We start from the raw sequence: 18,153 nt of genomic DNA, 5'->3' as shown, positions 1-18,153 counted from the left end.
CGCGCGCTCGTTGGAGCGGCGATGCGGGCCACAATGGCCGATCTTGCGACACGAATGCTTCGGTGAATGTCGAATGATGCTGTCAGTGTCGAAGTCGGAACCTGTTTGACGATGTGCGCGTTTTCCCGGAGATAATTTTGCCTGGAGCAGCCGCATGGCCAAAAAGACCGTGCTCGCCATCGGCATCGAGCCTTCCTTCGTCGACTTCAGCGCCTTCCCGGGGCTCACGGCCGAACTGATGACGAGTTATGTTGGAGCTGAGATCGAGCAGCTTCGCGCGATGGGCTATGAGGCCGATAGCTGCCTGATCGATCTCGGCGATACCGCCGAAGCCGTCGCCGCCGCAGCGCTGGGCGCCAAGCATTATGACTGCGTGGTGATCGGCGCCGGGCTGCGCGAGCCGCGAGAGCGGCTGCACTTGTTCGAGCGGATCATCAATCTGGTTCATCTTGCCGCGCCGCAAACGCGCATCTGCTTTAACACCACACCGGCCGACACCGCCGAGGCGGTGCAACGATCGGTCGCGCCGTGAGCGGGCTTGCGTTCAGGTGGTGCGGAAAGCGCCGAGCAGGCTGCCGATGATCTTTTGCCCGCGGGCTCGGAGCCTCTTCGGATTCTCCGCCCCGGGTAGCAGCAGCGCCACCTCGCAAATCATCGCATCGACCATGCGGCTCAGGAGCTCGATATCCTCGAAATCGAGCTCGCCCTGGCGCTTTAACGCGGCAAGCGTCGCGGTGAGCAGCGCCATCGGATGGGCTTCCTCGATCTCCCGGTAGCGCGCATTGCCGAGCACCGCCGGCGCTTCCTGGATGACGATGCGCGCATAGGCCGGTTCGAGGCAGGCGTCGAGATAGGCTTCGATGCCCTCGGTCAGGCGGTCCCATATCTTGCGCTCCATCTTCGCTCGCGCTTCGATCCTGGCTGCGGCCTCCATCTGCAGGGCGACGACCACCGCGTCGAACAGCGCCTTCTTGTCCTCGAAGTGGTGATAGAAGGCGCCCCGCGTCACGCGCGCCGCGCGCGAGATCGCCTCGATTCCCGCCGCCTGGAAGCCCTCGCTCGCAAAAATATCCCGGCCCGCCGCCAGCAGCGCCAGCCTCGTGGCTTCCGTGTATTCCTCGCGGCGGGTTCGTTCGCGTCCAGCTTCCTGCATGCCCCCACATACCACTTGACGCTTATGATCCTATTAACATATAACATACATGCAGTATGTGAAAGACATTAGGTACGAATCCGCAGGCATGATCTCGAGCAGAGGAGCTCGAGGAAAGGTACGGGAGGGCATGAACAGCGAACGAATGTTCGAATTGGCGCAGGGCCTGGCGGAGGCAAAGAGCCGTCAGGACGTGCCGGCGGCGTTAAAGGTCCTCCACGACGACATGGTGCTGGAGAACCCGGCCTTCGGAACCACCGCCCGTGGCCTTGCCGAGAACGAGAAGGTGCTGAGCCGGTTCTTCGCTTCGTTCCCGGATTACAATGTCGTCCTGCAGGGCCACGCCGCCAACGACGATACGCTCGTCTGTTGGGGTCGCGTGCAGATACAATGACCGGCGATCGTTTCGGCGTGGTGCCGAACGGCAGGCGCGCAGACCTCCCGGTGTTCATCCAGCTTTCGTTCAAGGACGACCGGATCGTTCACGAGCGATTCTTCTTCGACCTTGCCGAGCTCTGCGCGCAGTCCGGCGTCTCGACCGACGCGGTACGCCGCAGGATATTTGGTGACACCGGCGTCCGGCAGCTTGCCGCCGAATGACTTCCTCCCGCGAACCAGGACCCCGATGATGACAGTAGATCCACGCGTCAAACCGGTCGCCGCGATCAGGACGGCACCATTGTTCGACATCGTCGTCGATCTCAATCCAAGGCTGAACATCGGCGATGGTCCGCTTGGCCGCCGCATCCTGTTCGGCGCGGCCGGCGGAAGCTTCGAAGGCCCCAAGCTGCGCGGCGAGGTGGTGCCCGGCGGCGGTGACTGGGCGCTGTTCCGCACCGATGGCGCGATGTCACTCGACGTCCGCCTGACGCTGCGCACGCATGACGGCGCGCTGGTGCACATGACCTACGGTGGACGCTGGATCACGCCGCCCGAATTGCGGTCAGAAATGGCTGATCCCGCGAAACGACATCAGGTTGACCCGTCGCGCTATTACTTCCGCACCAACCCGCTGTTCGAAACCGGCGCGGAACAATATGCCTGGATGAACGACATCGTCTGCGTCGGGTCGGGATACCTGGTCGAGGGCGGCATCGCCTACAACGTCTGCCAGATCGTCTGATGCATGTGCCTTCACGCGGCCGGAAGCGACCCGCGCTGGCGGATGATCGTCCAGGTCCAGGCTGCAGCGGTAAGCGCTACGGCGGCAGCAGGGGCCCAGGCTTGCGGCTCTCCCATTGTCCGCAGCGTTATGCTGCTCAGAAGACACCAGAGCACGGGGATCGGCAGCAGCCATGGCACAAGCCTGCCGCGGGCGAGGAGCAGAACGCCGAGCGTCGCGATCGCCGTCGGATCCGGCGCGATGCCAAAGACTTCGGACGAGGCCCAGCCACGTCCCTGTAGCGGCGCGAGTAATGGCTGTCCGGCAATCCCGAAGGCAAGGAGGATATACCCGATCCAAGCGACTGGCCCGCGGCGGTCAAAGGCAGGGCTATCGCGGAAAGATAAGATGAGGAGCAGCCCACCTTCGACGGCGAAAGCCGGCGCGACATAGGCGGCAGCCCAGTTGACGGTCGTGTAGCGGCTCCACAGGAAGAACCACCCGACGAAGATCCAGAGAACCGCCAGGATGAGTGCGATCCAACGTGCAAAGACTCCCGGCCGCCACGCGATGAGCAGGATGATGAACAGGCCGGCGGCAAGTGTCACGACATGCAGAGGCCAGAGCGCCGCATTGTGCGCTTCGAACATGCGCCAGTAGACGCGCGGCGAAAACAGCAGGAAATCCTCCGCGCGATAGGTCCAGCACTCCGACATCAAAGCGCCTGCACGTGGGCCGAGATGCGCTGCCGCGTGGCGAGGTCTGGCATCGGTCCGACGGCGGCAGAGAGGTTTTCCCGCACGTGTTCGACGCGCGTGGTCGCCGGAATGGCGACGGTGACGGCCGGGTGGGACAGGATGAATTTCAGCATGAGCTGCGCCCAGCTCGACACCCCGATTTCGGCCGCCCACTCTGGCAGCGGCTTGTTCTTGAGGCGATTGGTCAGTTGGCCCTGCCGGAACGGCCGGTTCACAATCACCGCAATCCCGCGCTCCGCCGCCAGCGGCAGCAGCCGAGCCTCCGCCTCGCGATCGACGACATTGTAGGAGAACTGCACGAAATCGATCGGCTCGTTTCGCATGATCTGTTCGACAAGATCATGACGGCGGCCTTCGGACGTGGTGATTCCGACGTAACGCACCGTACCGGCGGCTTTCATCTGGAGGAGCGTCTGCAGATGCGCCTTCCAGGCGAGCAGGTTGTGAACCTGAACGAGGTCGAACTTCGGCACGCCCCAGAAGCGACGCGATTGCTCGATCTGGGCCGGACCTGCCGTCGCCGAGGACGTCCAGACCTTTTCGGCCGAGAAAAGCGCGGGCGGTCGCCCGAGTTTCTGCAGGCCGTAGCCGACCACCGGCTGCGACGATCCATACATGGGGGATGAATCGATCATGCGGCCGCCGCCCTCGAAGAAGGCGGCCATGACATCAGCGCATTCGTTCCTGAGCACCGGATCGTTGCCGACGTTGAAGGTGATCCAGGTCCCCAGTCCGACGATCGGCATCTCCTCGCGGGTTGAGGGTATAGGGCGGCGTGCCGGCTGACCTTGCTGGGCACGCAGAGAGGTTGGCAAGAGCGCGGCAGCGGCTGTTGCCAAGGATGTTTGCAGGAACGTTCGGCGTGTCGTGCGCATCCGAGGCTCCATCGTGGCGGCGGGCTGACCCAATATGCGTCTCGCGCGCCATCCTCAGCTAAACAGCATTAGATCAGCTTCAGTCCCCTCAAACTTGCGTGACCGTTCCTGCCGAACCGCGCCGATGGCTCAGAACGATCCCGCCACCGAGCCGAGCGCGATGACGGCAACGAGGGCGATGAGTGCGCCGATAATGCCGACCATGACGATGTCGCGATAGCTGTCCCGGTGCGTCGATCCGCAGACGGCGAGCAGCGTGACGACCGCGCCGTTATGCGGCAGGCTGTCGAGCGTACCCGAACTGATCACCGCCACGCGATGCAGCAGCGCGGGATCGATTCCGATCTCCGCCGCGCGCGTCATATACGTCGCCCCGAGTGCGTCGAGCGCAATGGTCAGCCCGCCCGATGCCGACCCCGTGAGCGCGGCGAGCACGTTGGTCGCCACCGCGAGCGAGACTAGCGGTCCGCCGCCGATCCCGAGCACGGTGTCGCGTACGACATCGAAGGCGGGCATCGCCGCCACCACGGCGCCGAAGCCGACCAGGCTCGCAACGCTCAGGGCCGGCAGCACGGCGGCGTTGGCGCCGGCATCCATGGTTGCACGCAGGGCCGGCAATCGCCGATGGCTGACGGCGAGGACCGCCACGATCGCACAGGCGAGGGCTGTGATGACAGCCCATACGCCGCCGACAGCCGCGAGCGACGTTTTGCCCCAACGAGCTTCGGCGAGAAAGCGGGTGTCCAGTGCCGGCAAGATGAGCAGCGACATCGCGAGATTGACGATAATCACCACAATGAGCGGCAGTGCGGCGAGTACAACCGACGGCGGAACGTCGGTCACCGCACCGTGTACGATCTCCGCCGGATCGAACTCCCGCGCGGTGGTGGCGCGTTCGCGCAGCTTTTCGTCGGCGGCAAGACGGGCGGAAGGCATCGGCACGCCGTCGCCGAAGCCCTCGCCGTTGCTTTTTGAGTTGGCCACTTCGCGGTTGAGCCACCACAGGCCGAAGCCGAGCATGATCAACGATGCCAGAATGCCAAGGCCGGGCGCGGCGAATGGCGTGGTGCCGAAAAACGGCATCGGGATCGCGTTCTGGATCGATGGCGTGCCGGGCAGCGCTGACATGGTGAAGGTGGAGGTGCCGAGCACGATTGCCGCCGGCATCAGCCGCCGCGGGATGCCGGCGTTGCGAAACAGCTCGTGCGCCATCGGTGCGAGCACGAAGAAGGCGACAAACAGACTGACGCCGCCATATGTGACGAGCGCTCCGGCGAGCACCACTGCGAGCACAGCCCGCCGCGTGCCCAGCCGCCGCGTCATGAAGGTCGCGATCGCGGCGACCGAGCCGCTGTCCTCCATCAGTTTGCCGAACAGGGCGCCGAGCAGAAACAGCGGAAAGAACTGAGCCAGAAAGCCTGCCGCGCTGACCATGAAGGTCTGGGTCCAGTGGGCCAGCAGCGGCTCGCGGGAAAACAGTGCGGCAACCAGCGCGGCTAGCGGCGCGAGCAGCAACACGCTCCAGCCCCGATAGGCGAACAAGATCAGCAGGCCGAGCCCGATCAGGATGCCGAGAAGTCCCAACAGGGTCATCGCCCTCAGCACTCCGCAAGCAGTACATCGATATCGGCGGTGGAGCGCCGGCCGAGGTCGTCAGCATGTGCCTTGAGGAATGCGTCGGCGCTCTTGCGTCCTTCTTCCTTGAGCAGCGAAACGAACTCCCATTCAGCGTTGAGCTTAGATGATGCGCCGAACTCCGTGAGCACGTCGGTCATGATCCGGTGCGTGCGCATTCCGGCCCAGCGCGCGCCCTCGCCGTGTCCGGGGTCTGCCACCTGGCGCAGCAGCGCAATCATGCGCAATTCCTTCATGAGCGGCGAGTTGAAGGAGATTTCGTTGAGGCGGTTGAGAATCTCGTTTGCCGTACGCGGCGGCTTCGGTCGTTCGCGCGGATTGATCTGCACCAGGATGGTGTCGTGAGCGTCGCTTTCGCGCACCAGCGGCGTGAGGGTCGGATTGCCGGCATAGCCGCCATCCCAATATGGTTCGCCGTCGACCTCGATCGCCTGGAACATGGTCGGTAGACAAGCCGAGGCAAGCAGGACGTCGGCCGTGATCTCCGCATTGCGGAAGATGCGGCCGCGGCCGGTGCGCACATTGGTCGCGGTGACGAACAGCCTGATTGATGCCCGGGCCAGTCGCTCGAAATCGATGCTTTCGGCGAGGATGGCACGCAGCGGGTTGAGGCCGAGCGGATTGAGATCATAAGGCGAAAGCACACGCGCCATCAGGTCCATGGCGACATAGGCGGGTGACGTGTCGAGCGTCCAGCGGCCCATCAGCCGGTCGAGCGGCGAGCGCTGCAGCGGGCTGAACGTGGCAGCGCGCGACACGCCTCGCCAAAAGGCCGCGAGCGCCGCCCGCGCGCCATCGGCACCGCCTTGCGTCCACCCGTCGGCCACCAGAGCTGCATTCATTGCGCCCGCCGACGTGCCGGAGATTGCCTCGATCCGCAGCCACGGCTCCTCGATCAGACGGTCGAGCACGCCCCAGGTGAAGGCGCCGTGGGAGCCTCCGCCCTGCAAAGCAAGGTCCACCAGAACGGGTTCGCGCGCTGTTTCGTCCATCGTCGTCCTCGTTGGCCGGAAGATGAAGCGACACTCAATTCAGGACGCTCGATTCAGGACGTTCGGATACTCCCTCTCGACCCTTCGTAAGATCGGCGCAGCAGTGCGAACAGGCTGCCACCCGTCGCCGCGCCAAGCAGGTAGGCGACGGCGACCAGCACAGCGAGCGGCACGCGGGCATTCAGGCCGAGGAAGGACATGGTGACGAGCTCGAAGTTCTGCAGCGCGAAGATAATGGTCGCAGCGACGAACAGAGTGATCACGGCGAGGTGGATCCAGCGCATGGGCGCCTCCCTTTCGTCGATCAAGCGACTGCGCCACGCGCAGCCCGCCAACCACACCTCAGCGAGCGCGGCGCAGGCCGAAGCCGAGCCCGATCCAACCAGCGCCGGCCATGATGAGATCGATGGCGAGGAACAAGCCGAGGATATAGAGACTCGAAACCGGCCAGCGCACCAGGATCAGCACGCCGAGCAGAAGCGTGATCACGCCGGATAGCGCGACCCAGATCCAGGGCATTTCTCGTTTCATGCTGAAAGCCAGCACGATCCGCATGATGCCCGAGACCACCAGCGATGCACCGAGAACGAGGGTCAGTAGCACTGCCGCGAGCAACGGATTCTGGAACGTCGCGAAGCCGGCGATGATGTAGAGCACGCCAAGCAGAGCCCAGAGCAGAAATTTACCCCAGCTCTTGATCTGGAAGGCGCTAAACACCTCTGCGACGCCGGCGATGATCATCATCACGCCGACCACGAAGACGCTCACGACGGTGGCCATTGCGACGCTGCCGAGCGCGATAAACCCGGCGAGCAGATAGACGACGCCGAGTGCGACGATCCACCCCCACTTCGCGCGTAGCGGTGCCGTATCCGAACCGGCCTGAGGGCTCTTTACGGTGTCTGAAGTGCTGGTCATGACGGTCCTCCGATGCGAAAACCTATCCGACGTTAGTTTGTCGGTCCGTCGATGCGAGAGTGCGCGCCGCGGAATGTTCGACACGTTGATATTAGCGCAACTGTTCGTTGCGATCACCTGATTTTAATATCGTTGGTCGTGATTTTCATCGTTCGAGGTCGCCGCGCACGATGCTGGTCGCCTTATTGGCGATAAACGATTATCGAGCGGTAGCAATACGCTACATCAGCTTCAGCCCTTTCAGACTCGTGTGACCGTTCTTGCCGACGATGATGTGGTCGTGCACGGAAATGCCGAGCGGCTTTGCGATCTCGACGATCGCTTTGGTCATCTGGATATCGGCCTGCGACGGCGTCGGATCGCCGGAGGGGTGGTTGTGCACCAGGATCAGCGCGGTCGCCGATAGTTCGAGCGCCCGCTTGATCACTTCGCGCGGATAGACCGGGGTGTGGTCGACGGTGCCGGTCTGCTGCACCTCGTCGGCGATCAGTTGGTTGCGCTTGTCGAGGAACAGCAGGCGGAACTGCTCCTTGTCGGCAAACGCCATCCCGCTCCGGCAATACTCGATCACGTCATTCCAGGACGAGAGCGCAATCTTGCGCTTGATCTCGCCTTTCGCGACCCGGCTTGCCGCCGCGGCGAGCAGCTTGATCTGGTTGATCGAGGCCTCGCCGATGCCGTCGACCTCGCGCAGGCGCGCCACCGGCGCGTGAATGACCTCGGCAAACGAGCCGAATTTTTTCAACAGCGCCTTTGCCAGCGGCTTGGTGTCGCGCCGAGGCAGGGCCGGAAACAGCGCCATCTCCAGCAGCTCGTAGTCGCTCAGCGCCTCCGGCCCGGCCGCATAGAAGCGCTCGCGCAAGCGTTCGCGGTGGCCGTGATAATGCGGCGTCTCGGCGGGTTGATCCGGGGGACTGCTGGTCTTTGCTGGCATCGGCCGTAAACATGCCGTGCCCGACAGCTTTTGCAACTCGGAATTGCGGATCACCCGAGGAAAAAAGGCACCACGCTGAGCGTGGCGCCTTTTGGATCGTTTCAAGACTTGCCTGCAATCAGGCCTTCACGGCCGCGAACGCATAGCCGTTGCCGTCTTTTGCGAGCGTGCCGACATTCGGGAAGCCGAAGTGATAGCCGGCGATCATGCCCTTTTCCGCGATCACGCGATCGAAGAAGGCGCGGCGCGTGGCTTCCGCCTTAGGCCCGTCGGCGTCGAACGACGAGAACCAGCCGGGATTCCGCACGAACAGCTGGTGCATGCCGGTGACGTCGCTCTGGATGAACAGCTGCTGCCCGCCCGAAGCGACCAGGAAGGACATGTGGCCGACGGTGTGGCCGGGCGTGGCAATCGCCTTGACGCCGGGCGCGAGGTCGGCACCGTCATTGTACTGCTTGATGTTCTTCCAGGTCGGGAAAGTTGCCTGGATCCGCTTGACGAGGGGGCGCATGGCCTCGGGCATCTTTTCCACCAGCGCCGGATCGGTCCAGAACTTGTACTCCACCTCGGGCATCAGGATTTCCGCATTCGGGAAAACCTGCGCGTTGGTTTCTTTCACCCACAGCCCCGAGATGTGATCGGGATGGAAGTGCGAGATCACGACCGTGGAAACCGACGCGGGATCGAGGCCCGCCGCTTTCATGTTCTCGGCGAGCTTGCCAACTGTCGCAGGGCCATTGCCGCCAAAACCGGTGTCGAACAGCACGACCTTGCCGCCGGTCCGGATCGCGGTGACGGTGAAGGGATTGTCGAACTTGTCCGGGTTGATGCCGGCAGCCGTCAGCGCTTTCTTGACGTCGTCAAGTGAGGCGTTCTTGATCATTCCCTCAGTGGCGGCGCGCTCGACACTGCCCTCATGCAGGCTGAAGGCCTCGATATCGCCGACCTTGAATTTGAGGCTGTCGGCGGCGCGCTGCGCATGCGCTGCGCCGATGAACGACACCGGTCCCTTCAGGCCAAAAACCAGCGCCGCCGCTGTGCTCCCGAGAACCAGATCGCGACGTGAAATTTCGAACATTGCCCTTGCTCCCTTGATTGCTCTTTCGCCCGCCAGAGACTTCCGTTCCGAGGGCTCGCGCTAGATGCTACCCCGCACAACCCGGGATATTCCGGTGCTATTGCAGCTCAATGACAAAGCGTGTTGTCGCAATGCGCTGCGGCTCTCGCCACGGCAGGGCTTTCAGCACATGCGAAGCATTTGCAGGCAAGACTCGCGGCCAGGACGGTCAACGCGGAACGGAACCTGTGCGGTTACGAACGGCTGGTCGTTCGGGATGGCCGGTCGAAGCGGGCTCTGATCCAGTTAGGCCGCCGCCAGCGGCTTCTCGCCGTTGCGCTCTGACAGCGTAAAGATTTCGACGCCGGTTGCGGTCACGCCGACCGAATGCTCGAATTGCGCCGAGAGCGAGCGGTCACGCGTCACCGCGGTCCAGCCGTCGGACAGGATTTTTACATGCGGCTTGCCGAGATTGATCATCGGCTCGATCGTGAAGAACATGCCAGGCTTGAGCATCACGCCTTCGCCGGGCCGGCCGATATGGATGATGTTGGGCTCGTCGTGGAACATACGCCCGAGGCCATGGCCACAGAAATCGCGCACCACGCTCATGCCCTGCGGCTCGACAAAACTCTGGATGGCATGGCCGATGTCGCCGGTGGTGGCGCCGGGCTTCACCGCGGCGATGCCGCGCATCATCGCCTCATAGGTGACTTCGATCAGCCGCTCGGCCTTGCGGGCGATCGGAGCAATCACATACATCCGGCTGGAATCGCCGTACCAGCCGTCGACGATGAGAGTGACGTCGATATTGACGATGTCGCCTTCCTTCAGCGCGCGGTCGCCGGGCATGCCGTGGCAGACCACGTGATTGATCGAGGTACAGGTCGAGTAGCGATAACCGCGATACATCAGCGTCGCCGGATAGGCGCCATGGCTGAAGGCGAAGTCACGCACGAATTCGTCGATCCGCGACGTCGGAACGCCCGCCTTGACGACGTCGGTGAGCTCGTCGAGGCATTTGGCCACCAGCGCGCCCGCCTTGCGCATGCCGGCGAAGCCGCTGGCGCCATGCAGCTTGATCTGGCCGGTTTTTCGCAAGGAGGTGTCGGTGGCTTCGATATAGCTCATGGGCGGGTCATGCTTCTGGAACGGAAAAGGGCTGATTTTGAATGTCTAATCTAATGATCCAACCGGTCAGTGCAAGCCGAGGTTGGCCACGGCGCGGCTCTAAAAGGCTTGCATCTAGCCGGAAACTTCCACCACGGGCTCGACCGGCACCGCGCCGCCGCGGACGCGGATCTCGCGGACCGGATAGGGAACACGGATCCCCTCCCGCTTGAACGCGTCCCACAGCTCCAGCATCACGTCGCTCTTGACGTTGTCGAGTCCGTCAGGATCGGGCAGCCAGAAGGTCAGGGAGAACTTCATCCCGGCCTCGGCGAACTCGGTCAGGATGCAGTTCGGGGGCTTGTTCTTGATGGCGCGCGGCACGGCGCCGGCAATGTCGATGGCCAGTTTGCACACCGCTCGCGGATCGGCGTCGTAATTGGTGCTGAACAGCACCTTCACCAGCGTGTTCTTGTCGGTATAGGTCCAGTTCACGACCTTCTGCGTCACCAGGTCCTCGTTCGGGATCAGGAACTCGCGGCCGTCGCCGGCGGCAACCGAGATGTAGCGCGTCTTCATCGTGCTGATGCGTCCGGTGTTGTCGCCAATGGTGACGAGATCGCCCGGCTTCACCGACTTGTCGACCAGGAGGATGATGCCGCCAATGAAATTGGCGACGATCTTCTGCAGGCCGAGGCCGATACCGACGCCGGCCGCGCCGGTGAACACCGCGAGCGCCGCGAGATTGATGCCGACCGCGCTCAGGGCAACCGCAATGGCAAATACCATCAGCGTGAATCGGACGATCTTGACCAGCAGCACCTGGATCGATGGCGTCAGATCGCCGGACCGGGTGATGCGCCCTTCCACGAAGTTGCTGGCGATATTGGTTAGCCACAGCGTCACGATCAGGAGCGCGCCGAGCTTGATCAGGAGCAGCGGCGTCAACCTGAGATCGCCGAGCACGATCGAGACCGAGTCGAGCGCCTCGACCACCGGCTCGAGCTGGCCCAGAATACTCAGGGCCACGACCAGCCAGGCCGAGATCGATACCAGCCGGACCACGAAGGTATTGCGGATCACCGACGTGATGAGGTTGATGACCAGCCACGCGAAGGCGAGCTTGGCGGCAACCGCGAGCAGATAGCTGCGGCTCGGCCAGGTCGACGCGATCATGACCCAGCGCGTCAGCGTCATCAGAAGCGCGAACACCGCCGTCGACGTGCTGCCGACCAGCACGCGGACGAACAGCCGGAACGGCGCCGGCCAGCCCATTGCCACCGACGAAACGTCTATCTTGGAGCGCACGGCGGTGGCGCCGGCCCAGGCGATGCCTGCGGCCGTCAGGATCAGTCCCAGTTGCAGATAGAACCAGGGCGAGGTGACCTCCGCGCCGACCGAACGAGCGGCGTTGTGCAGGATCTCGATGATCTCTTTCAGGTCCATCGGAAAATTCTCGTTCGAGGCTCTGATCCCATCAGACAAAGGTGATTCGCGAATAGCAGGCAGATTCTCACAGGCGACGTGCGGATGCCATCGATACGCAGCTACGGGGCAAAGATCAGGCCCGTAAATCGGGCACATTGCCGCGATCGCAGAAATGGGTTGGCGATCAAGTGTGGCAACGATAAGGATGCAATTGCAAGTATTTGCGACGATATCGGAGGTTCATGACTTCTCTCGACTCGGTCAGCATCGCTATCTTTCTAGGCGCCATTCTGGTGATGGCGGGCATCCTGTCTAGCCTGCTTGCGTTGCGCTTCGGGGCGCCGCTGCTGCTGGTGTTCCTCCTGATCGGCATGCTGGCGGGCGATGCCGGGCCGGGCCAGCTCAGCTTCGATGATGTCCGCACCACCTATCTGGTCGGCTCAGTGGCGCTGGCGCTGATCCTGTTCGACGGCGGCCTGCGAACCAAATTTCAGAGCATCCGCACGGTGCTGGCGCCCTCGATGGTGCTGGCGACAGTTGGCGTATTGCTCACCGCGTTGATCACGGCGCCGGTCGCCAAATATGCGCTCGACCTGAACTGGACCGAGTCGCTGCTGGTCGGCGCGGTGGTGGCCTCGACCGATGCCGCCGCGGTGTTTCTGCTCGTCCACACCCAGGGCCTGCGCCTGCGTCCGCGTGTCGGGGCGACGCTGGAAGCGGAATCCGGCACCAACGATCCGTTTGCGATCTTCCTCACCTTGATGCTGGTCGAGTTCATTTCCATCGGCCAAAGCTCGCCCGGGCATGTCGCATTCGAACTCGCGCGTGAAGGTCTGCTCGGCGCCATCTTCGGGGTGGTCGGCGGTCGTCTGGTGGTGCTGGCCCTCAATTACATGGCGCTGCCGCAGGGCTTGCATGCGCCCTTCGTCACGACCGCTGCATTGGTGGTTTTCGGTGCAGCGCAGATTGCACACGCGTCGGGCTTTCTCGCGGTCTATCTCGCGGGAATCATCGTCGGCAACCGGCCGACGCGCGCCCATAATTCGGTGGTGACGTTTCTCGACGCGGCGACCTGGCTGGCGCAGATCGTGATGTTCGTCCTGCTCGGGCTGCTGGCGTCGCCGCAGCGTCTGCTGGATAGCGTCGGTCCGGCCGTGTTCGTGGCGCTGGTGCTGATGCTGGTGGCGCGGCCGCTCGCGGTGTTGCTGTGCCTGGTGCCGTTCCGGTTCAATTGGCGGGAAAAGATCTTCATCGCCTGGACCGGCCTGCGTGGCGCGGTCGCGATCTTCCTCGCCTCGATCCCGATGCTGGTCGGATTGCCAAAAGCCTATCTCTATTTCGACGTCGCCTTTGTCGTGGTCATCATCTCGCTCTTGCTGCAGGGCTGGACACTGGCGCCGGCAGCGAGATGGCTCCACGTGGCGCTGCCGCGCGTCGAGCGCGGTCCGCGGCGCGTCGAGCTCGATCTGCCCGGCCAGCTCGAGCAGCAACTGGTCGGCTATCCGGTACGGGCGAAGAGCCTGTATTTCCGGCGCGGCCTTACGCCATCCTGGTCGAAGCCGACGCTCGTCATCCGCGACGAGCGGATTCTCTCGCCCGCCGAGGCCGATCCGATCGAAGCCGGCGACTACGTCTATCTGCTGGCGCCGCCGGAAAAGGCCGAGGCGCTGGACCGCTTCTTTGTCGATATGCCGCCGAGCACAGCGCCCGACCCGCATCTGCTCGGGGACTTCATGGTGTCGGGCGAGCACACGCTGAGCGAACTGGCAGAGGTTTATGGCGTCGCCATCAGCGAGGATCAGGCGAAGCTGACGCTGTCGGATTATTTCGATATTCATCTCGACCACGCGCCGAAAGCAGGCGCGGAGCTGGCGCTCGATCCCATCGTCCTTGTCGCGCGCAACATCAGTGGCGGCCGCGTCAACGTGGTTGGCCTGCGGCTGCCGGAAGAGGAGGAGAAGGTCGTACCCCTGACAAGCTGGCAGGCCTTCAAGCGCAAGCTTGCGGATATCTGGTCGTCGGTGGCAGGCGTTTGATCGCCCACAAAACCTGTTTTGGCTGTGGTCCGTCACAGAGCGCGCCGTTTGGATTCGACGCAGGGCGCGCGTTGCGCCAGAGTTACTCCTCCAGTGTAAACCCGACCCGCAAGGTGACCTGGTAGTGTCGAACCGACCCATTTTCGATATGGCCTCTGGTCTGCACGACCTCGAACCATTTCAATTCGCGAATGGTCTTTGATGCGCGGGTGATGGCGTTCTGAATGGCATCCTCGATGCTCTTTTCGGACGATCCGGCGAGGTCCAGGATCTTGTAAACATGATCCGTCGTTCCAGCGGTACTGGGCATTGCAAACCTCCGTTGCGGCGATTGGTGCCTGCTTCCTCCTGCTCAACGCTCTGATGCGATCAGAAGCGCGTCCATTCTGAACGAGTTCTCAAGCTCTTCGGTTCCATGATTTTCTGCCTGCTGCCGAGACCTTGCGGCCCCGGTGGCTTGCCATCACGAGCGCTGGCACGAGGGACCGGTGAAAGTCTCCGCGTGCGATCCACGGCAGCGCAATGGGCTTCGGTTGCGAGATCTCAGGCGCCTTCGACGACGATGAAGTCAGCATCCGCATATCGTTGGCGGATCGTTTTCGCTTTCTGGTACTCGGCGCTGCGGTAGCAGGCCATCGCAGTATCGCTATCGGCGAATTCGACGACGACGTTACGATCGCGCGCGTGGCCCTCCATCAACTCGAATGGCCCGCCGCGCACGATGAACTTCGCTCCAAATTTCTCGAAAGCCGGCTGCGCGGCGGCGAGATAGTCCGGGTAGCGTTCGGGTTGCCGAACGCTGACCCGCACGATCCAGTAGGCCTTGGGCATGATCAAACTCCACGTTCGCTTTCAGGCGACGGCCGGCATGGCGGATGTCGCAGCCGCGCTGCGCATCACATCCGCAACGGTTCCATAGGCCTTCGTCCAGGCAGCTTTCGCCGCTGGCGTCCAGGCTTCCTTCAGGCCCTGTTCGAGGGTCCAAAGTAGTGCTGCGCCGACAGTCTCGTAGTGCGCATCGGTCACGCCATAGCGGGCGTGGTTCCGGCCGAGGTTTTCAAGCACAGGGATAAGCGGTTCGAGGTTTTCGAGTCCGTTGACGACCGCGCCGAGGGCCGCCAGCAGCTTGCGGCGCTGCTCTTTCATATCCGTGCGACCAAACATCGGCTGCAAGGAAGGATCGAGGGTGAACAGCCGCTCGTAAAACAGCGTGGCCGCCACGTCGGCGATCGGGACGACCTTTGCCCAGGTGATTTTAACTGTTGCCTTGTCTTCCGGTGACATGCTCGTGCTCCAAGAGAATGTAAACTCAATTGAATGCAATCAGCAGCTTGGCCGTACTGTCGTGGCTGCGTCTGTATGGCGGCACGTTGCGAGGGAGGTGATTGCCGTGATCGCTCGTGCAAATGCGGCGTGAATGGCTGCCGTCCGTGCAATCCGCGCTTCCCGAATGATTCGATCCTTCAGTGCGAGGAAATCGGCTGGTGACATCCGGTTGATATCGGGTGGGCTCGTCTCGATCCGGTTTATCGTGTGCATCATGGACTCGATCCTTCGTCCTTGCGTCGTCTGAAACGATGAGGTGCGATGGCTTTACGATGAAGCGATGATCACATAAAATGAATAATAATGATCATCATGATCTTCTGGAGAGATATATGGACCTGTCCGATCTGAAGATCTTCAGCGCTGTGGTCCGTGAGGGCGGCGTGACTCGCGCAGCGCAACGGCTGTATCGGGTTCAATCCAACGTGACCACGCGCATTCGCCAGCTTGAAGAGGAACTCGGTATTCCGCTTTTCATACGCGAGGGAAAACGCTTGCATCTGTCGCCGGCGGGACAGGTATTGCTGGACTACGCGGACCGGTTGCTCGCGCTCGCCGACGAGGCGCGTAACGCGGTTCAGGATCCGAAGCCGCGCGGAGTCTTCCGTCTCGGCGCCATGGAGAGTACCGCCGCGGTCCGCTTGCCCGGGCCGGTGAACCAGTATCATCGCCTTTATCCGGACGTGGTGCTCGAACTCCGCACCGGAAATCCCACGGCGCTTTCGAAGGCGCTCCTGGCCAATGAGCTCGATGCGGCGCTGGTGACCTTGCCGATTGCCGAGGCGCTGTTCGAAAAAATTGTCGTGTTCGAGGAAGAGCCGGTGATCGTCTCCGCCGCCGACACACCGGCGATCGGCAAAGGTAAGAACGCGTACTTTCCGCGGACTATCCTTGCCTTCGAGCATGGCTGCCCGCATCGCAAACGGCTGGAAGATTGGTACGCGCTTCGAAATCAGATGCCGGAGCGCACCATCGAACTGGGCTCCTATCATGCGATGCTTGGCTGTGTCGTTGCCGGTATGGGTGTTGCCCTGCTGCCGAGAAGCGTGCTGACGACATTTCCAGAAAGCCGGCGGCTGAAGGTCCATCGCTTGCCGCCGGGCGAGAACCGCGCCGACACCTACCTGATCTGGCGTAAGGGCGCCGATTCGCCAAAAGTGCACGCGCTGCGTGATCTGCTGACGAAGCAACGGGCCAGGTCTGCAAGGAAGGCGTTACGATGAAGAAAAAGGCCCCAGCCGTCGGCTGAGGCCTGCCCGTCATGTACTATGCGCTCTCAATAGATGTAGGGAGCGCAGACGTACACGGTGCGCGGACCATACTTGGTGAAGATGGTCTTGTAGCAGCTTCCGCCGACATAGAACGACGTTCCAAAGTGGCGATGGCCCCAGTGACCATGCCCATGATGGCCATGATGACCGTGGCCGTGATGACCATGGCCATGATGACCGTGACCGTGGCCATGATGGCCACCATGCTTGCCGCCGGCGGACGCCGGTGCGACCGCAGCCGCGGTCATGGCAATGGCGGCGACGGCAGCGAGGGTAATGTTGCGAAACATTTACATTCTCCAATCCAGGCGTGATTGCCTGCTATGCTCTTGAGACGCGCCGCGTACGGAGAAAGTTCGAGGGATTTTTGTGAACGCGCGTTCAGGTGTGACCTACAGCACGCAGCAAGCGTTCAGTGGCATTCCGCCTTCGCTCGTGCGGTCAGGAAGCGCGATCCTGCGCTCCTCGGATGCAATATCCGCGGTTGAGGAATGAACCGAGTATCATTAGCTTGCGGGGCAAGGCCGCTTCACGGCCGCACGGTGGAAACGCAGGAGAGACACAACAATGTCCGGACCCTCTGACGACCAGCTCGGCTTTGCGCCCGATTATGATTCTCCCGTTCCCTATATGCAGCGGACCCGCGACTACTACGCGGCGATTGGCTACACCACGCCCTACCGCTGGGCGCATTATGTCGACGCGCCGTTCCAGCCGCTGAAAAAGCCGCTCGCGCAATCGCGCGTCACCATCGTCACCACGGCCGCCCAATATGATCCCACCAAGGGCGATCAGGGGCCGGGCGCGGGGTACAACGGCAGCGCCAAGTTCTACCAGGTCTATGACGGCGACACCTCGAAAGAGCACGATTTGCGCATCTCGCATATCGGCTACGACCGCAAGCACACCACGGCAACCGACAGCGGCACCTGGTTTCCGCTGCCGCAGCTTCTGAAGGCCGCTGCCGCGGGACGAATCGGCGAGGTCGCGCCGCGCTTCTTCGGGGCGCCGACCAACCGCAGCCACCGCGCCACCATCGACGTCGACGCGCCCGATATCCTCGCCCGCTGCCTCGCCGACAAGGTCGATGCCGCCGTGATCGTTCCGAACTGCCCGGTCTGCCATCAGACCTCGGCGCTGGTGGCGCGTCACCTCGAAGCCAACGGCATCGCCACCGTGGTGATGGGCTGCGCCAAGGATATTGTCGAATATGCCGCCGCGCCGCGTTTCCTGTTTTCGGACTTCCCGCTCGGCAATTCCGCCGGCAAGCCGCATGATGTGGAGTCGCAGGCGCTGACGCTCGAACTGGCGCTGCGGCTGCTCGAGTCCGCGCCCGGCGCGCGCACCACGATGCAGTCGCCGCTGCGCTGGAGCGAGGATGCCTCCTGGAAGCTCGACTACAACAACATCTCGCAGATGAGCCCGGAAGAACTGGCGCGGCGCCGCGCCGAGTTCGACAAGCAGAAGGAAATCGCGCGCGGCAACCGAGCGGCGTGACGGGTTACTTCCCTTCTCCCCTTGTGGAAGAAGGTGGCAGCCGAAGGCTGCCGGATGAGGG

The 18,153-nt window shown here is 62.8% G+C and carries 22 protein-coding genes; 7 read left to right on the top strand and 15 right to left on the bottom strand.

What is annotated here, in order from left to right; all coding sequences use genetic code 11:
• Positions 1 to 154 precede the first annotated feature (154 nt).
• Positions 155 to 532, top strand: a complete 378-nt coding sequence (locus KJQ96_RS20090; RefSeq protein ID WP_213288284.1) for a hypothetical protein — start codon at positions 155 to 157, stop codon at positions 530 to 532.
• A 12-nt stretch (positions 533 to 544) separates the two neighbouring features.
• On the opposite strand, the gene KJQ96_RS20085 is transcribed toward KJQ96_RS20090, so the two are convergent.
• Complete coding sequence (locus KJQ96_RS20085) at positions 545 to 1,153, bottom strand: TetR/AcrR family transcriptional regulator (RefSeq protein WP_213288283.1); 609 nt, start codon at positions 1,151 to 1,153, stop codon at positions 545 to 547.
• Positions 1,154 to 1,283: 130 nt separating this feature from the next.
• Between KJQ96_RS20085 and KJQ96_RS20080 the strand changes: the two genes are divergently transcribed.
• The 3 genes from KJQ96_RS20080 to KJQ96_RS20070 are packed head-to-tail and all read left to right on the top strand — an operon-like array spanning position 1,284 to position 2,276.
• Positions 1,284 to 1,547: a nuclear transport factor 2 family protein gene (locus KJQ96_RS20080; RefSeq protein WP_213288282.1), complete on the top strand. Its 264-nt coding sequence runs from the start codon at positions 1,284 to 1,286 to the stop codon at positions 1,545 to 1,547.
• Positions 1,544 to 1,753, top strand: a complete 210-nt coding sequence (locus KJQ96_RS20075; protein WP_213288281.1) for a hypothetical protein — start codon at positions 1,544 to 1,546, stop codon at positions 1,751 to 1,753. The genes KJQ96_RS20080 and KJQ96_RS20075 overlap by 4 nt, the downstream gene beginning before the upstream one ends.
• A gap of 28 nt (positions 1,754 to 1,781) precedes the next feature.
• A complete protein-coding gene (locus KJQ96_RS20070) occupies positions 1,782 to 2,276 on the top strand; it encodes a DUF3237 domain-containing protein (protein ID WP_213288280.1) in 495 nt (164 codons plus the stop codon).
• Positions 2,277 to 2,287: 11 nt separating this feature from the next.
• Here KJQ96_RS20070 and KJQ96_RS20065 read toward each other — a convergent pair whose 3' ends face one another.
• The 10 genes from KJQ96_RS20065 to KJQ96_RS20020 all read right to left on the bottom strand — a co-directional run bounded on the left by KJQ96_RS20065 (position 2,288) and on the right by KJQ96_RS20020 (position 11,980).
• Positions 2,288 to 2,971: a DUF6064 family protein gene (locus KJQ96_RS20065; RefSeq protein WP_213288279.1), complete on the bottom strand. Its 684-nt coding sequence runs from the start codon at positions 2,969 to 2,971 to the stop codon at positions 2,288 to 2,290.
• A complete protein-coding gene (locus KJQ96_RS20060; protein ID WP_213288278.1) occupies positions 2,971 to 3,888 on the bottom strand; it encodes an aldo/keto reductase in 918 nt (305 codons plus the stop codon). Before KJQ96_RS20060 ends, KJQ96_RS20065 begins: the two co-directional genes overlap by 1 nt.
• 129 nt (positions 3,889 to 4,017) lie before the next feature.
• Positions 4,018 to 5,472, bottom strand: a complete 1,455-nt coding sequence (locus KJQ96_RS20055) for a GntP family permease (protein ID WP_213288382.1) — start codon at positions 5,470 to 5,472, stop codon at positions 4,018 to 4,020.
• A 14-nt stretch (positions 5,473 to 5,486) separates the two neighbouring features.
• Positions 5,487 to 6,515: a patatin-like phospholipase family protein gene (locus KJQ96_RS20050; protein WP_213288277.1), complete on the bottom strand. Its 1,029-nt coding sequence runs from the start codon at positions 6,513 to 6,515 to the stop codon at positions 5,487 to 5,489.
• A 53-nt stretch (positions 6,516 to 6,568) separates the two neighbouring features.
• A complete protein-coding gene (locus tag KJQ96_RS20045) occupies positions 6,569 to 6,799 on the bottom strand; it encodes a hypothetical protein (protein WP_213288276.1) in 231 nt (76 codons plus the stop codon).
• A gap of 58 nt (positions 6,800 to 6,857) precedes the next feature.
• Complete coding sequence (locus KJQ96_RS20040; protein ID WP_213288275.1) at positions 6,858 to 7,433, bottom strand: HdeD family acid-resistance protein; 576 nt, start codon at positions 7,431 to 7,433, stop codon at positions 6,858 to 6,860.
• Between the two features lie 220 nt (positions 7,434 to 7,653).
• Positions 7,654 to 8,367: a DNA repair protein RadC gene (radC, locus tag KJQ96_RS20035; RefSeq protein WP_213288274.1), complete on the bottom strand. Its 714-nt coding sequence runs from the start codon at positions 8,365 to 8,367 to the stop codon at positions 7,654 to 7,656.
• 118 nt (positions 8,368 to 8,485) lie between these two features.
• Positions 8,486 to 9,445 carry an MBL fold metallo-hydrolase gene (locus KJQ96_RS20030; RefSeq protein ID WP_213288273.1) on the bottom strand — a complete coding sequence of 320 codons (960 nt, stop codon included), beginning with the start codon at positions 9,443 to 9,445 and terminating at the stop codon, positions 8,486 to 8,488.
• A gap of 285 nt (positions 9,446 to 9,730) precedes the next feature.
• Entirely contained in the window at positions 9,731 to 10,555 is an 825-nt protein-coding gene (map, locus tag KJQ96_RS20025) for a type I methionyl aminopeptidase (protein WP_213288272.1), read from the bottom strand.
• 114 nt (positions 10,556 to 10,669) lie between these two features.
• Entirely contained in the window at positions 10,670 to 11,980 is a 1,311-nt protein-coding gene (locus KJQ96_RS20020) for a mechanosensitive ion channel family protein (protein WP_213288271.1), read from the bottom strand.
• A gap of 224 nt (positions 11,981 to 12,204) precedes the next feature.
• Between KJQ96_RS20020 and KJQ96_RS20015 the strand changes: the two genes are divergently transcribed.
• Positions 12,205 to 13,998, top strand: coding sequence for a potassium/proton antiporter (locus tag KJQ96_RS20015; RefSeq protein WP_213288270.1), 1,794 nt, complete (start codon positions 12,205 to 12,207; stop codon positions 13,996 to 13,998).
• An 82-nt stretch (positions 13,999 to 14,080) separates the two neighbouring features.
• On the opposite strand, the gene KJQ96_RS20010 is transcribed toward KJQ96_RS20015, so the two are convergent.
• From KJQ96_RS20010 to KJQ96_RS20000, 3 genes are all read right to left on the bottom strand, one after another.
• Complete coding sequence (locus tag KJQ96_RS20010) at positions 14,081 to 14,308, bottom strand: dodecin (protein WP_028350994.1); 228 nt, start codon at positions 14,306 to 14,308, stop codon at positions 14,081 to 14,083.
• Positions 14,309 to 14,541: 233 nt separating this feature from the next.
• Complete coding sequence (locus KJQ96_RS20005; RefSeq protein WP_213288269.1) at positions 14,542 to 14,829, bottom strand: DUF1330 domain-containing protein; 288 nt, start codon at positions 14,827 to 14,829, stop codon at positions 14,542 to 14,544.
• 21 nt (positions 14,830 to 14,850) lie between these two features.
• Positions 14,851 to 15,282 (bottom strand): globin family protein, encoded by a 432-nt coding sequence (locus tag KJQ96_RS20000; protein ID WP_213288268.1) that lies wholly within the window; start codon positions 15,280 to 15,282, stop codon positions 14,851 to 14,853.
• 374 nt (positions 15,283 to 15,656) lie between these two features.
• Here KJQ96_RS20000 and KJQ96_RS19995 point away from each other — a divergent pair, with 374 nt between their 5' ends.
• Positions 15,657 to 16,547: a LysR substrate-binding domain-containing protein gene (locus KJQ96_RS19995; RefSeq protein WP_213288267.1), complete on the top strand. Its 891-nt coding sequence runs from the start codon at positions 15,657 to 15,659 to the stop codon at positions 16,545 to 16,547.
• Between the two features lie 53 nt (positions 16,548 to 16,600).
• On the opposite strand, the gene KJQ96_RS19990 is transcribed toward KJQ96_RS19995, so the two are convergent.
• Positions 16,601 to 16,885 (bottom strand): hypothetical protein, encoded by a 285-nt coding sequence (locus tag KJQ96_RS19990; RefSeq protein ID WP_213288266.1) that lies wholly within the window; start codon positions 16,883 to 16,885, stop codon positions 16,601 to 16,603.
• Positions 16,886 to 17,162: 277 nt separating this feature from the next.
• On the opposite strand from KJQ96_RS19990, the gene KJQ96_RS19985 reads away from it, so the two are divergent.
• Positions 17,163 to 18,092 (top strand): glycine/sarcosine/betaine reductase selenoprotein B family protein, encoded by a 930-nt coding sequence (locus KJQ96_RS19985; protein ID WP_213288265.1) that lies wholly within the window; start codon positions 17,163 to 17,165, stop codon positions 18,090 to 18,092.
• Positions 18,093 to 18,153 lie beyond the last annotated feature (61 nt).

Origin of the sequence: Bradyrhizobium sp. sGM-13 (genome assembly GCF_018398875.1) — a bacterium.
Classification (GTDB): Bacteria; Pseudomonadota; Alphaproteobacteria; order Rhizobiales; family Xanthobacteraceae; genus Bradyrhizobium.
The sequence above is the reverse complement of the archived record's forward strand: the minus strand, read 5'-3'. Positions and strand labels throughout refer to the sequence as shown.

What these genes read in the sequence shown, in the direction of transcription:
- KJQ96_RS20075 (WP_213288281.1), top strand. Translation starts at nt 1,544, where the DNA reads ATGACCGGCGATCGTTTCGGCGTGGTGCCGAACGGCAGGCGCGCAGAC.
- KJQ96_RS20045 (WP_213288276.1), bottom strand. Translation starts at nt 6,799, where the DNA reads ATGCGCTGGATCCACCTCGCCGTGATCACTCTGTTCGTCGCTGCGACC.
- KJQ96_RS20005 (WP_213288269.1), bottom strand. Translation starts at nt 14,829, where the DNA reads ATGCCCAAGGCCTACTGGATCGTGCGGGTCAGCGTTCGGCAACCCGAA.
- KJQ96_RS20050 (WP_213288277.1), bottom strand. Translation starts at nt 6,515, where the DNA reads ATGGACGAAACAGCGCGCGAACCCGTTCTGGTGGACCTTGCTTTGCAG.
- KJQ96_RS20090 (WP_213288284.1), top strand. Translation starts at nt 155, where the DNA reads ATGGCCAAAAAGACCGTGCTCGCCATCGGCATCGAGCCTTCCTTCGTC.
- KJQ96_RS20070 (WP_213288280.1), top strand. Translation starts at nt 1,782, where the DNA reads ATGACAGTAGATCCACGCGTCAAACCGGTCGCCGCGATCAGGACGGCA.
- KJQ96_RS20060 (WP_213288278.1), bottom strand. Translation starts at nt 3,888, where the DNA reads ATGCGCACGACACGCCGAACGTTCCTGCAAACATCCTTGGCAACAGCC.
- KJQ96_RS20015 (WP_213288270.1), top strand. Translation starts at nt 12,205, where the DNA reads ATGACTTCTCTCGACTCGGTCAGCATCGCTATCTTTCTAGGCGCCATT.
- KJQ96_RS20010 (WP_028350994.1), bottom strand. Translation starts at nt 14,308, where the DNA reads ATGCCCAGTACCGCTGGAACGACGGATCATGTTTACAAGATCCTGGAC.
- KJQ96_RS20040 (WP_213288275.1), bottom strand. Translation starts at nt 7,433, where the DNA reads ATGACCAGCACTTCAGACACCGTAAAGAGCCCTCAGGCCGGTTCGGAT.
- map (WP_213288272.1), bottom strand. Translation starts at nt 10,555, where the DNA reads ATGAGCTATATCGAAGCCACCGACACCTCCTTGCGAAAAACCGGCCAG.
- KJQ96_RS20065 (WP_213288279.1), bottom strand. Translation starts at nt 2,971, where the DNA reads ATGTCGGAGTGCTGGACCTATCGCGCGGAGGATTTCCTGCTGTTTTCG.
- KJQ96_RS20085 (WP_213288283.1), bottom strand. Translation starts at nt 1,153, where the DNA reads ATGCAGGAAGCTGGACGCGAACGAACCCGCCGCGAGGAATACACGGAA.
- KJQ96_RS19990 (WP_213288266.1), bottom strand. Translation starts at nt 16,885, where the DNA reads ATGTTTCGCAACATTACCCTCGCTGCCGTCGCCGCCATTGCCATGACC.
- radC (WP_213288274.1), bottom strand. Translation starts at nt 8,367, where the DNA reads ATGCCAGCAAAGACCAGCAGTCCCCCGGATCAACCCGCCGAGACGCCG.
- KJQ96_RS19985 (WP_213288265.1), top strand. Translation starts at nt 17,163, where the DNA reads ATGTCCGGACCCTCTGACGACCAGCTCGGCTTTGCGCCCGATTATGAT.
- KJQ96_RS19995 (WP_213288267.1), top strand. Translation starts at nt 15,657, where the DNA reads ATGGACCTGTCCGATCTGAAGATCTTCAGCGCTGTGGTCCGTGAGGGC.
- KJQ96_RS20000 (WP_213288268.1), bottom strand. Translation starts at nt 15,282, where the DNA reads ATGTCACCGGAAGACAAGGCAACAGTTAAAATCACCTGGGCAAAGGTC.
- KJQ96_RS20030 (WP_213288273.1), bottom strand. Translation starts at nt 9,445, where the DNA reads ATGTTCGAAATTTCACGTCGCGATCTGGTTCTCGGGAGCACAGCGGCG.
- KJQ96_RS20080 (WP_213288282.1), top strand. Translation starts at nt 1,284, where the DNA reads ATGAACAGCGAACGAATGTTCGAATTGGCGCAGGGCCTGGCGGAGGCA.
- KJQ96_RS20020 (WP_213288271.1), bottom strand. Translation starts at nt 11,980, where the DNA reads ATGGACCTGAAAGAGATCATCGAGATCCTGCACAACGCCGCTCGTTCG.